Here is a 13605-nt window from a genome sequence, read left to right on the forward strand (position 1 = left end):
GTAAGAGAGCTGAATGGGTTTGCCGTGACGGGTTACAGGCTGCGAGAGAGGCTCGCGGCGCCCGTCGCGGAGACCCGCGATGTCCAGACATTATCCTCGGGCGCGTACCGGTGAGGACCGGGCAAACCTTTATGACGAAATCACCAACAAGATCATCGCCGAACTAGAGGCCGGCCGAGTGCCATGGGTGCAGCCCTGGGGCACCGCGGCGAAGGCGTCTTTGGCCATGCCGAAAAGCGCCGCGACCGGCCGTCAATACAGCGGCATCAACATTCTGATCCTCTGGGGTTCTGCCACCGAACGCGCATTCACAGGCCAGAGCTGGCTTACTTTCCGCCAGGCTCTGTCGCTCGGTGGTCACGTCCGCAAGGGCGAGCGCGGGACTACCGTGGTCTATGCCGATCGCTTTGTACCGGTCGACGAAAAGCGGCGCGCGAACGAAACCGGCGACGAAGCACAGGCCATTCCGTTTCTTAAGCGCTTCACAGTGTTTAATACGGATCAGTGCGACGACTTGCCTGCGGAGATCGCAACGACGGCGCCGCCCCCACCGCCAGGCATGATCGAGCCGCAGGTCGAATCCCTTATAAGGGCGACTGGGATCGATTTTCGCATTGGCGGCAACCGCGCGTTCTATGTGCCGGCAGAAGACTATGTGCAGGTGCCGCCACCGCAAGCTTATTTCGAGCCGATCAATTGGCATCGAACGGCCTTGCATGAGCTGGCGCATGCCAGCGGCCATCCGTCACGCCTCAACCGCGATTTGTCGGGCAGTTACGGTACCAAGAAGTATGCTTTTGAGGAGTTGATCGCGGAGATATCAGCGGCGTTCAGCTGCGCTTCGCTCGGTATTGTGCCGACCGTGCGCCATGCCGACTATATCGGCTCCTGGCTCGAGGTGCTGCGCGAGGACAATCGGGCGATTGTGCGAGCTGCCTCACAAGCCAGCAAGATCGCGGATTATCTGCTTGGATTTCTGCCGGAGCCCGCGGTCGACATGACGACCGGGAGAGCCGAGCAGGAGGCAGCCTGAAGATCTCGCCAGTCGCTTCGGAAACGAGAGTGAGAGGGGAGATGCGGTTTTCGCGACGGGTTGGAGGCCGAGAGAGAGGCTCCCGGCCGCCCGTCGTGGAGACTAGACATGACGAAGGCTGTCCAAAAGATCACGCTGTCGCCCTCGCGGGACATTCCGTTCAACAAGCTGGTGCTCAGCCAATCCAACGTCCGGCGCGTGAAAGCGGGCGTCTCGATCGAGCAGCTCGCGGAAAGCATCGCCCAGCGGACGCTCCTGCAAAGTCTCAACGTGCGGGCGGTCGTGGACGCGGAAGGTAATGAGACCGGCATGTTCGAGGTGCCGGCGGGCGGCCGGCGTTATCGCGCGCTGGAACTTCTCGTCAAGCAGAAGCGCATGGCGAAGACGCAGGCCGTTCCGTGCGTGGTGCGCGAGCGGGGCATCGCCGAAGACGACTCGCTTGCGGAGAACGACGAGCGGATAGGGCTTCATCCACTCGATCAGTTCCGAGCCTTCCAGACCTTGAGTGGCTCGGGCATGTCCGAGGAGGAGATCGCGGCCCGGCACTTCGTGGCACCGGCCGTCGTGAAGCAACGCCTCCGGTTAGCCTCAGTGTCGCCAAAGCTGCACGATGTCTATGCCGAAGACGGCATGACGCTCGAGCAGCTCATGGCCTTCTCGGTCACGGCCGATCACACGCGGCAGGAACAGGTCTGGGAGAACGTCAGCCGGTCTGGCTATGACGAGCCCTATCAGATCCGGCGGATGCTCACGGAAAATACCGTGCGGGCGTCCGATCGCCGCGTGCAGTTCATTGGGCTCGATGCTTACGAGCAGGCAGGCGGCGGCGTTTTGCGCGACCTGTTCGAGCATGACGATGGGGGCTGGCTTCAAGACGTGGCTTTGCTCGACCGCCTCGTGACGGAAAAACTCAAGGCCGAAGCCGAGACGATCGCGGCCGAGGGATGGAAATGGATCTTGGTGGGGTCGATTTCCCCTATGGCCACACCAACGGCTTGCGCGAACTCGACGGCAAGCCGGCCGACCTTACCGTCGACGAGCAGGCCGCCATCGACGCTCTCAACGCCGAGCAGGCAAAGCTTGAATCCGAGTATCAGGATGCGGATGAGCTGCCTGAAAAGGTCGACCAGCGTCTCGGCGAAATCGAGGCGGCACTGGCCGCATTCGAAGACCGGCCGGAAACTTACGATCCGGCCGGAATTGCCCGAGCCGGCGTCTTCGTCAGCATTGATTCCGAAGGACGGCTTTGCGCCGATCGAGGCTATGTCCGGCCCGAGGATGATGTGCCTGCGGCCGGTCTCGATGTCCAGCGGGGCACCGATGCCTCGCCGGATGAAGGGCAGGAGGTTGGTGCTTCCGCGCAGCGCACAGCGATCTCGGTCGCCGGCGCATCGACCGAACCGGAAGAGGATGATGAAGATCCGGCAAGGCCATTGCCGGATCGGCTCATCATCGAACTGACGGCGCACCGTACGCTGGCATTGCGGGATGCACTGGCGGAAAATGCTGCGATCGCGTTCCAAGCGGTGCTGCACAACTTCGTGCTGACGGCCTTTTACCGGTTTGGTTCGTCCGGGAGCTGCCTTGAGATCGGGCTGCGCACGCCAACCTTTCCCGCGCAAGCTCCCGGGCTGAGGGAGAGCGTGTCTGCGAAGGCCGTCGAGGCGCGACATGAGTCGTGGAAAGCACGGTTGCCGAAGAGCGAGAACGATCTCTGGGACGCGCTCACGGGCCTCGATGGCGCCGCGCAGGCGTCCCTGTTCGCTCATTGCGCGTCCTTCGCGGTGAACGCCCTCTATGAGACGGCAAACCGCTACAATCAGGGCCGTGTCCCCGCCCACGGAGTTCGCACGCGGCTCGACCAGGCCGATGTCGTGGCGCGCGCCGTCGGGCTCGACATGGTGCAGGCTGGCTGGAGACCGACCGTCGACAACTATCTCGGCCGGGTCACCAAGCCTCGCATTCTGGAGGCGGTGCGGGAAGCCAAGGGCGAGTCTTCCGCGCAACTGATCGACCACCTGAAGAAGGCCGACATGGCCAAGGAGGCCGAGCGCCTTCTCGATGGCTCGGGCTGGTTGCCAGAGCCGCTGCGTCTCGTCGACTCCCGTGCGGCGTCGGTGGAGCAGGAGGGCGAAGCGGGCCCGCTGCCAGAATTCCTGGCCGACGAGGAGGATCCGGATAACGCCAGCCACGACGATCCGCAACAGCTCGACGCGGCTGAATAACGTCGTGGAGCGGGTGGCCCCGGCCGTTCCGCAGTTGCGTGGGGACCGGTGTGCAGCACCGGTCCCCATCTTTTTGGGAACGGTTGAGAGGGAGAGTGGGGCCGGGAAGGGTTTGAATCGCCGCGGTCTTAAGGAGAGCGCCGGGCGGTTCGACCCGTTCCTGCTCTCCGAAAGAAATCCCCCATGACCGAATCTCTCGCCGGCGGCGATGCCGCTGCGCCGCTCTCGATGCGTGCCGCTGCAACTATCACCTCCGCTGCGGTCAGGGCCGCGCGACAGCTTTTGACCGATCTCGAACGCGGCCGCCGTATCGATGCCGCTGCCCTGCGCAGCGCCATGGAGGCTGCCTTCGGCGCCTCGGATGCGGATGGTGCCTGGAATTGGAAGACCGCCTATGACGCCTGCGAGGCGGCCACCGTTCTCTTCCTTCGCAAGTTCGGTCCGGCCATGCGGACCAAGTCCGGTTCGCCGGCCGCGATGCTGCCGATGCTCGCGAAAATCGCGAGCTGTCTGCCGACCCATACACGGCGTTCTGAGGACAGCCAGGCGCTTCAACAATTCTCGACGCCGATCCCGCAGGGACTGGCCGCATGTACCGCAGCCGCGATTACGCCCGCCGACCGCGTTCTGGAGCCTTCTGCTGGGACGGGCTTGCTCGCCATCTTCGCCGAGCTCGCCGGCGGCAGCCTGATATTGAACGAGTTGGCCGAACCCCGTGCGGAGTTGCTCGATCACCTGTTCGCCGACGTTGAGGTCACCCGGCTCGACGCAGCCCAGATCGACGATCATCTCAACGCAGGCGTCGTACCTAGTGTCGTCTTGATGAACCCGCCATTCTCGGCGCTGGCGAATGTTGATCGACGAATGGCGGACGCGGCGCTTCGGCACATTGCTTCGGCCTTGGCGCGCCTTTGCGACGGTGGGCGTCTGGTCGCCATCACCGCTGCAAGCTTCGGGCCGGACAATCCGGCATGGCGAGATGCCTTCGTTCGCCTTCAGGGACGCGGGCGAATTGTTTTCTCTGCCGCGGTCGACGGAGCCATTTACGCGAAACATGGAACACAAATCGACACACGGGTGCTTGTGATCGACAAGCAGCCCGCGGCCGACCCGAACGTCTTGCCGGCCTCGCTCGGCATGGCGGGCGACGTCGCTACCTTGCTCGACTGGGTGACTGAGCATGTGCCTCCGAGGTTGCCTGTTGCCGCCCCTGTCGTGACCGACGTCGCCAGGCGCCCTGCGATGTCACGATCGGTCGAGGCCTCTGCACCACGCCCATCCTCTGCTTCGGGTCGTGCCGCGCCACAAGGCGTAGAACTTCCATACGAGACAGTCGAATGGTCGCCGCCGGAAGGCACCCGACTCACCGATGCGCTTTATGAGGAATACGGATTGCAGTCGATCCGCATTCCGGGCGCCCACGCGCATCCAACCAAACTCGTGCAGTCCGCCGCAATGGCGTCCGTCGCGCCGCCAAGACCATCCTACCGGCCGAACCTTCCGGCCAATCTGGTGACGGATGGCCTCCTGTCGGACGCGCAGCTTGAGAGCGTTATCTACGCCGGTGAAGCGCATTCTGAATTTCTCGCGGGCTCCTGGACGGTCGATGCGACCTTTGACGTCGTGGCATCCGCGCGCGACGATGCGGAAAACGCCGTCAGCTTTCGCCGCGGCTGGTTCTTGGGCGATGGCACTGGTGCGGGCAAGGGGCGGCAAGTCGCTGGCATCCTGCTCGACAACTGGCTCAAGGGTCGTCGCCGGGCAGTCTGGATCAGCAAGTCCGACAAGCTGATCGAGGACGCACAGCGCGACTGGTCCGCGCTCGGCATGGAGCGGCTGATCGTGACGCCGCTGTCGCGCTTCCGTCAGCTCACGCCGATCCGCCTCGCGGAGGGCATCCTATTTACCACCTACGCTACGCTGCGGACCGACGAGCGCGGCGAAAAGCTTTCGCGCGTGCGGCAGATCGTCGAATGGTTGGGCTCGGACTTCGACGGAGTGATCGTCTTCGACGAGAGCCACGCCATGCAAAACGCGGTCGGGGGCAAGGGCGAGCGCGGGGACCAGGCGGCGTCTCAGCAGGGGCGTGCGGGCCTGCGGCTCCAGCACGCCTTGCCGAACGCTCGCGTTATCTATGTGTCGGCAACCGGCGCTACCACGGTGCACAACCTTGCTTATGCACAGCGGCTGGGATTGTGGGGCGGCGATGATTTCCCGTTCGCCACCAGGGCCGAATTCGTCGAGGCGATCGAGCAGGGCGGAGTCGCGGCGATGGAGGTGCTGGCGCGCGACCTCAAGGCGTTCGGTCTCTACGCGGCCCGCTCGCTTTCCTACGAGGGCGTGGAATACGAACTCGTCGAGCACCAACTTTGGCCGGAGCAGGTTCGCATCTACGACGCGTACGCCGTTGCGTTCAGCATCATCCACAACAACCTTGACGCCGCGATGCGCGCCGCCAACATCACCGGAGAGACCGGCACGCTGAACGGCCAAGCCAAATCCGCGGCGCGATCCGCTTTCGAAGGCGCCAAGCAGCGCTTCTTCGGCCATCTCCTGACTTCGATGAAGACCCCGTCGCTGATCCGCTCGATCGAGCGCGATCTCGACGCGGGCCGCGCCGCCGTCATCCAGATCGTTTCGACCGGCGAAGCGCTGATGGAGCGCCGGCTGGCCGAGATTGCGACCGAGGAGTGGGGCGACGTCCGCGTCGACATCACGCCGCGCGAATATGTCCTCGACTATCTCGCCCATTCCTTCCCGGTCCAGCTCTACGAGCCCTTCACCGACCAGGAAGGCACTCTCTGCTCCCGCCCTGTCTATCGTGACGGCCAGCCGGTCGAGAGCCGGGAGGCCGTCGCCCGCCGCGACCGGTTGATCGAGAAGCTTGCCTCGCTCCCTCCGGTCCCCGGCGCGCTGGACCAGGTCGTCCAGCGCTTCGGCACGGACATGGTCGCCGAAGTGACCGGCCGCTCGCGCCGCATCGTTCGCAAGAGCGATCGGCTGGTGGTCGAAAACCGCACCGGTTCAGCCAACCTCGCGGAGACTTCGGCCTTCATGGACGACGTCAAGCGCATCCTCGTGTTCTCCGACGCCGGCGGCACCGGGAGGAGCTACCATGCCGAGCTGTCCGCCCGAAATCGTCGCTTGCGGGTCCATTATCTGCTCGAGCCCGGCTGGAAGGCCGACGCCGCGATCCAGGGTCTCGGCCGCACAAACCGGACCAACCAGGCGCAGCCGCCGCTATTTCGCCCCATCGCGACCGATGTGAAGGCCGAAAAGCGCTTCTTGAGCACAATCGCCCGCCGGCTCGACACGTTGGGCGCCATTACGCGCGGCCAGCGCCAGACCGGAGGGCAGGGCCTGTTCCGACCCGAGGACAACCTCGAAAGCCAGTACGGCCGTGACGCATTGCGTCAACTCTATGTGCTGCTCGCGCGAGGCAAGGTCGACGGCTGCTCGCTCGCGAGGTTCGAGGATGCGACCGGCCTGAAGCTGACCGATACCAATGGGCTCAGGGATGACCTGCCGCCGATCACGACCTTCCTGAACAGGTTATTGGCCCTCACCATCGAGCTACAGAATATCCTGTTCACCGCGTTCGAGCAGCTATTGAGGGCTCGGATCGAGGGGGCGGTCGCCTCTAGCACATATGACGTCGGACTGGAAACGCTCCGCGCCGAGAGCTTTGTCGTCATCGACCGGCGGACGATCTATGCGCATCCAGGCACAAGCGTCGAGACCCGGCTTCTCACGATTACCCAGCGCCTGCGCAACCATCCTGTGGGGCTGGATGAGGCTCTCGCTCGTCTTTCCGATCGTCATGCCGTCCTGCTGATCAATGGGCGCTCGGGACGATCCGCCGTCCAGGTGCCAGCGGCGAGCTTCATGCTCGACGATGGCGAGGTCGAGCGGCGCGTTCGCCTGATCCGGCCGATGGAGCAGCACAGCGTCTCCCTGAACATGATGTCGGAAACCCATTGGATCGAAGCTGATCGTGAACGCTTTGCCGCCGCCTGGCAGGCGGAGCTCGCGGAGGTGCCCGAGTTCACCGACAGCACGATCCATGTCGTTGCGGGCTTGCTGCTGCCGATCTGGAAGCGGCTGCCGAACGAATCGACCCGGGTCTATCGGCTTCAGACCGACGCAGGCGAGCGGATCATCGGTCGCAAGGTCTCGGCGACCTGGGTCGCGAACGTCCTTGCGGCGGACACGCCGGCGTTGACGGCGGACGCCGCCTTTGTCGCGCTGATGGAAGGAGGGACCGTCCTCGATCTTACCGAGGAGCTTCAGCTTCGTCGTGTCCGGGTCATGGGCGCATATCGCATCGAACTGTCGGGATTCAACGACGCGATGCGCGATCGTCTTCGAGCTTACGGCCTTTTTGGGGAGATCATCTCCTGGAAATTGCGCATGTTCGTACCCACGGACGCAAGCGGAGTCGAGATACTCTCAAAGGTGCTCGACCAATATCCGGTGGTGCGCATCAGTGGGCGGGAGGCCGCCTGATGCCCCGCGATGCTTCCGAGCTGTCACGCCGCCTTGCGCGCGAGGCCGAGGCGGTGTGCCGACACTATCTCTCCAATGGCAAGCGGGAGGGCTGGTACTGGCTGGTCGGCGACGTCCACAACACCCCGGGCCGCTCGATGTTCGTGCGGCTCCAGGAATCGCGGAAGGGACCCGCCGGCAAGTGGACCGACGCCGCGACCGGCGAGCATGGCGATCTCCTCGACGTCATTCGCGAAAGCTTGGGCTTGCACGACTTTCGCAAGGTGTCCAAGGAGGCGAGGCGTTTTCTGGGACTGCCTCGTACTGACCCGGAATTCGTCCCGAAACCCGATCGTCTGGCGGCACCAGCCGGATCGCAGGAAGCCGCCCGGCGGCTCTTTGCGATATCCGGCCCGATCGAGGGGACCGTGGTCGAGACCTATCTGCAGCGTCGCGGAATCGCGCATATCCGCCATTGTGACAGCCTGCGCTTTCACCCACGCTGCTACTATCGACCGGACGAGAACTTGCCGACTGAGACCTGGCCCGCAATGATAGCTTGCGTCACGAATCTCGATGGCAGGATCACTGGCGTACACCGCACCTGGCTCGATCCAGAAGGCTTTGATCGGATTCGTCTCGGCAAGGCTCCGATCGAAACGCCACGACGCGCGATGGGTGACCTCCTCGGCAACGCGGTTCACTTCGGCGTGGCAGACGACGTGCTCGCGGCTGGCGAAGGTATCGAGACCATGCTGTCGCTACGCTGCGTGCTACCGACCATGCCGATGGCTGCGGCGCTTTCGGCCAATCACCTCTCAGCCATATTGCTCCCGTCTGGCCTCCGCCGGCTCTACATCGCCCGCGATGCCGATGCCGCCGGGGATGCGGTGCACGCGGTTCTGACCCAACGCGCAGCAGAGGCCGGCATTGAAGCGATCGCGCTGTCGCCCAGGCTGGGCGACTTCAACGAAGATCTGCACGTATTCGGTCTCGAGGTTCTCCGGGCAGCCTTAGGCATTCAGCTCGTACCGGAGGACGTCGCCCGTTTCTTGCATACGTCAACGGTGGCCGCGGAATAAGCCGTCGCCGTTCGATCGATCGTGAAAGGTCGGTCATAGACGAGGCCAATGCCGGAAGAGGGCGCGACCACGGCCTTCTGGAGGGCGATCTGACGGCAAGCGGCCCGGGCCGGCAATGGCTGCGTCCGGCTATTTTCCGCCGCGCGCCGGCGATGAAGACACTTTAGCCACTGACCGGCGCGCTTTGCATCGCGAAGCAAAATAGCCGGCCTCCGCCATCCTCCGCTGCCGCTGCGGCCCTTTCGGGTTCTGTCCCGCTCCGCCCGCCGTCTGAGTGATCGCCACGAAGGCCGCGATGGGCGCGGCCGATCCGGCAAAAGGCCTCTTCCCATGACCGACCATGACGACATCGAACCGCCGCACGCCTCGTCTCCGACCGACCACGTCCTCACCGAATTGCAGCTCTTCGGCTACCGTCCGTTCGACGATCAGCCAGATCCAAGACCGCTTCCCGAGGGCAAGATGATCACCGGTGCGGTTGCGGATGTCTTCGACGCCTTGGTTGCGACCTTGAGCGACACGCGGCTTGAGCCGGACCTTAACGAGCTTCTTTGGTCGACCGTCAACCTCTTTCACCGCGCCGTCGACCGCATCGAACGCCAGCTCGACGACAATGAACAGGCGCAGCACAAGAGCCAGCGCGAGCAGAACGGCTCTGAGGTGCGATCGGTTGAACTCGAGCGCCTGACGGCCGAAGGCATCACGTTCATGGAGCGCCGCAACTGCCTGGAACTCTTCCGCGACCAGGCGGTCGAACGTTTTGAGGCCCATACCGGCTCGTCCTGGCGTCCTCGGTCAGGATCTCTGGTCAACCATCGCACGCTCACGGCAGCGATGATCGACTCCCGCGACTTCATTGCGGCCAAGCGTCGTTCCGAGACCGAGGTCATGTTGCCGCCAGGGCCGAAGATCGCACTGACCGGTGGGCTCGACTTCAATGATCACCACCTCATCTGGGATCGTCTCGACAAGGTTCATGCCAAGCATCCCGACATGGTCCTGCTCCACGGCGGCTCGCCGAAAGGCGCCGAACTGATCGCCTCCAAATGGGCGACCACTCGGAAGGTGCCACAGATTGCCTTCAAGCCGGACTGGACCAAGCACACCAAGGCGGCGCCATTCAAGCGCAACGACGTCATGCTCGAGCTCCTGCCGATCGGTGTGATGCACTTCCCGGGCACGGGAATTCAGGACAACCTCGCCGACAAGGCGAAGCGCCTAGGTATTCCCGTTTGGAAGTTCGGCGGCGCGTGAGCGCCGTCTTGCTCGCTCGAACGCAACCGAGGCGGAGTTGCAAGCGCCGCAACTCCGCCTCGTTTTGACAATATATCAATGGTTGCGCCGTGGTGGTGGTGGAAGGCGCGACCGTTACACCTTTGCACATGGAGCCACCACCATGCTTGCCCTTGGGCTTGTCCTCAACAGCGTGGGCATCGGCTTGTTCTGCTGGCTGGTCTTTGCGCTGGCCGTATATGCCTTGCCGTTTTTCGTCGCACTGAATATCGGATTGATGTCGTTTCATGGCGGCGCCGGCGCCGTCCGCGCGCTGCTCATCGGAATTGCCGGTGGCGCACTGACACTTGCCTTTGGTCAAACCGCCCTCGCTGTTGCTCGATCCGTGGCCTTGCGCGTTGCGATCGCAGCCGCATTTGCTGTTCCAGCCGCCGTCGCCGGCTACAATGTGGTGCTTGCGCTTTCGCAGTTCGGCGAGCCTTCGTCTGCTTGGCGAGAGGTCTTGGCTTGCGTGGGCGCGATTTGCGTCGGCGGCACCGCGTGGATGCGCCTGACCGTGTTTGCGGAGACCCGCTCGTTCGAGCCGGCCAGGCTGATGAAGCAACCGTCTCACCCCGTTCTTACGACCGGCACGCGCGAGGGATGATCCTTCGCCGCCTTCGTCGTCGAACAGGTTCGCGTAGATCGGCATGTTGAACGAGGGGCCGTCGAGCTTGAGCGAGAGGTAATCGCGGCCTACGTCGGCGTGCTTTAGCCAAGCAGCGCCCATTCCCGTCCGGCCCACACGGCCGCGGTGGCGCGGTGATCCGCTTCGCTCTCGATCGTTCCTTCGCCGACGATACCGCCCTTTGTGGCAGATTGTTTCCCTTTCTACGCCTGATCGTTTCGACCTCTTGTGCAGCTCGACCGAGATTCGCCAAGTCTTCCCCCTGAGATTGCGGTTCAGCTCGCGGACGCACGTGGCCTCTTTGATGGCTTGATCTAGCCGAAGACCGGCTTCGCCTCGATCGTCTGAGCCGCAACGCCGTTGATGAGACTTTCTTCCCCTGGGCTTGCGCCCATTCCTCGCGAGGCAAGAAAGTCGCAACAACGGCGTCCTCCGCTGCGCTCCGGCCCCTGGAGCGGGTGCGTCGCCGATCGTCCTCGGCCTTTAGATCGCCATCGAGGCCGCGGTGGTCGCGGGCTCGAAACACAACAGGAGAAGTGACATGGCTAACATCGGTTCTTTCAAGAAGGTGGGCAACGATTTCCAGGGCGAGATCGTCACCCTGAGCCTGCAAGCCAAGGGCGTACGCATCGTCGCCGAGACCAACCGCTCCAACGACAACGCTCCCAGCCACCGCATCTACGTGGGCCGGGCCGAGATCGGCGCAGCCTGGTCGAAGCGCTCCGAAGAGGGCCGCGATTACCTCTCGCTCAAGCTCGACGACCCCTCGTTCAACGCACCGATCTACGCGAACCTGTTCGACGACGAAGGCGGCGAGGGCTACACGCTCCTCTGGTCGCGCCCGCGCAAGAACGGCGAATGAGATCGCTGCACTACACCCCGCCCGGTCCGCCGGGCGGGGCCAGGTTCGGCAGCTATCCTCCGCAGCGTCGATTGGCCCTCGTCTGGCAGGCTCCGCAAAAGCGGAATCCGATGCACGCATCGTGAGGTTGGCAACCTGGCTGGGGCCGTACCCCTTATCGCATTGTCCAAAGCTCCTACGGGCCCCGCGTCTTCGCGGCGGCCCGAGCTTTGGGCGGTGCCGTCTCGGGCATCATCAGCATAGCGCAGAGCCCGGCCGCGGTAGCGAAAAGCATGTACCAAGCGGGCGCCAATGCGTTCCCAGTAACGTGGGTCAGCCAAGCGACGACGAGTTGAGCTGTGCCCCCGAAGATCGCTATCGCAATAGCGTAGATCGTCGCGAAGCCGCCGCCGCGGATGCTCTTGGGCAACCCTTCGGCCATACCGACATAGAAGGCGCTATACGGAATCGTTCCGACGAGGGTGAGCGCGCCGAGACCTGCGAGAAGCGCCATGGGACTGCGACTCTCTACGATCCACAAGAACACCGGATAGGTCATCAGCAGCGCGGCGATCTGCGGCCATATCATGATGGGCCGCCGTCCTGCCCGATCTGCGAGCCAGCCGCCCAGGAGTGCCGCAGCAATGCCTACCGCATTGCTGACGACAGTGGTCGCAAAGGCGAGAGGCGCAGCAACTTGCAGGGTGTTCAGCGCATAAGTCGTCATATATTCCGTGATATAGGTGAAAATCGTGCAGCTGGCCAAAATGACCAATCCCAAGCTCATCATGTGGCGGCTGGCACGCAATTTCCTTGCGGGCTCGACGGCGAGAGCCGGCGCTTCAGGTCGGTGCAGCGTTTCGGGCAGGGCCCTGTGCAACCAAAGTCCGAACGGCAGCGTACAGGCACCGAGCAGAAACGCGATCCGCCATCCGTACGCATCCAGCGACTCGCTTGTCATGGTGAGGGAGAGTACTTCTCCGACCAGCGCGCCGACCGTTGCAGCCATTTGTTGGCTGGCAGGCTGAAACGAGACGGCAAGGCCCCGGCGTCCGGCCGGGGCCGCTTCCATCAGGTAAGCGGTCGTCGGACCGACTTCGCCTCCCAGGGCGAAGCCCTGCACCAAACGCGCGAAAATAACCAATAACGGAGCAGCGATCCCTATCGTGTCATACGAGGGCGTCACAGCCAATACGAGTATCGCGGCGCTCATCATGACAAAACTGGCGGTCATTGCAGGCCGGCGTCCGACTCGATCCGAGTACGAGCCGATCACAATGGCCCCGATGGGTCTGGTCACGAAACCCGCTCCGAAGGTCGCGAGCGACAGCATAAGGCTGGCGAACTGATCCTTCGCCGGGAAGAACGTGTGACCGATCTGGATGGCGAAAAAGCTATACGTCCCGAAATCGTAGAATTCGAGCATATTGCCGATCGTCGCGCCCAACACGGCATGGCTAGTCAAGCCTTCATCTGCCGGAATGAGGGCCGGCTTCGAGCTTTGCCGAGTGAATTGTTTAGCCATGCGCTTGGATCCGTCTCTAATGCGATCCTAAAATATTTCAACAGACTATGTGGCACCTTGCGCTCTGCATGAGCCAGGAGCGGGTTCGCGCGACTCGCTATCTCGAAAAGCTGCATCACTACGGTGCAGCCGTGAGCCTGTACGTGGCCCACTACAATCTTTGCCGCGTCCATGAAAGCCTACGGACAACGCCAGCGATCGCGCTCGGCGTCGCGGGATCGGGTCTGGGCGATGGTAATCTGTGTGGGCGCAGCGCGACCGGATGGCTGCGCTTGGGATAGCCTTGTAGCTCAGAGAATTCCGGCAACACTGTACCGATCCAGCTCGTGAATCGTAGTTCGAATATGCATTAGTGTTGAAATGGCTTGAACCGCACGTAGCGTAAGGTTGTAGAGTTGAAAAAAGCGGCCGCGGGAGAATGGCTCGTTGGCGCAAATGACCAACAGGCAAGTCAGGAGAGGTCCTGCTGATAGCGATTGAGTTGGGACCAATCAACTCGAAGATGAGGATCGTC

7 protein-coding genes and 2 pseudogenes are annotated in these 13605 nt (G+C 63.3%); 7 read left to right on the forward strand and 2 right to left on the reverse strand.

Features of this window, described 5'->3' with window-relative positions; translation table 11 throughout:
- Positions 1 to 79: 79 nt before the first annotated feature.
- The 6 genes and pseudogenes from AC628_RS01295 (at position 80) to AC628_RS45055 (ending at position 10704) form a co-directional block, all read left to right on the forward strand.
- Positions 80 to 1033, forward strand: a complete 954-nt coding sequence (locus tag AC628_RS01295; protein WP_074124968.1) for an ArdC family protein — start codon at positions 80 to 82, stop codon at positions 1031 to 1033.
- A 108-nt stretch (positions 1034 to 1141) separates the two neighbouring features.
- Positions 1142 to 3258, forward strand: a pseudogene (locus AC628_RS43700) (ParB/RepB/Spo0J family partition protein).
- Between the two features lie 183 nt (positions 3259 to 3441).
- Positions 3442 to 7764, forward strand: coding sequence for a strawberry notch-like NTP hydrolase domain-containing protein (locus tag AC628_RS01305; RefSeq protein WP_074124969.1), 4323 nt, complete (start codon positions 3442 to 3444; stop codon positions 7762 to 7764).
- Positions 7764 to 8825, forward strand: a complete 1062-nt coding sequence (locus AC628_RS01310; RefSeq protein WP_074124970.1) for a DUF7146 domain-containing protein — start codon at positions 7764 to 7766, stop codon at positions 8823 to 8825. The genes AC628_RS01305 and AC628_RS01310 overlap by 1 nt, the downstream gene beginning before the upstream one ends.
- 330 nt (positions 8826 to 9155) lie before the next feature.
- Complete coding sequence (locus tag AC628_RS01315; protein ID WP_074124971.1) at positions 9156 to 10079, forward strand: DUF2493 domain-containing protein; 924 nt, start codon at positions 9156 to 9158, stop codon at positions 10077 to 10079.
- A 142-nt stretch (positions 10080 to 10221) separates the two neighbouring features.
- Positions 10222 to 10704 (forward strand): hypothetical protein, encoded by a 483-nt coding sequence (locus tag AC628_RS45055; protein WP_074124972.1) that lies wholly within the window; start codon positions 10222 to 10224, stop codon positions 10702 to 10704.
- Here the strand turns inward: AC628_RS45055 and AC628_RS45060 are convergent.
- Positions 10672 to 10881 (reverse strand): annotated as a pseudogene (locus tag AC628_RS45060) (DUF736 family protein); the annotation flags it as partial. The gene AC628_RS45055 and the pseudogene AC628_RS45060 overlap by 33 nt on opposite strands.
- A 385-nt stretch (positions 10882 to 11266) precedes the next feature.
- On the opposite strand from AC628_RS45060, the gene AC628_RS01330 reads away from it, so the two are divergent.
- Positions 11267 to 11587, forward strand: coding sequence for a DUF736 domain-containing protein (locus AC628_RS01330; protein WP_018454792.1), 321 nt, complete (start codon positions 11267 to 11269; stop codon positions 11585 to 11587).
- Positions 11588 to 11762: 175 nt separating this feature from the next.
- Here the strand turns inward: AC628_RS01330 and AC628_RS01335 are convergent, their stop codons facing one another.
- Positions 11763 to 13091: an MFS transporter gene (locus tag AC628_RS01335; RefSeq protein WP_074124973.1), complete on the reverse strand. Its 1329-nt coding sequence runs from the start codon at positions 13089 to 13091 to the stop codon at positions 11763 to 11765.
- Positions 13092 to 13605 lie beyond the last annotated feature (514 nt).

Source organism: Bradyrhizobium sp. NAS96.2, assembly GCF_001908235.1.
Taxonomy (GTDB): domain Bacteria; phylum Pseudomonadota; class Alphaproteobacteria; order Rhizobiales; family Xanthobacteraceae; genus Bradyrhizobium.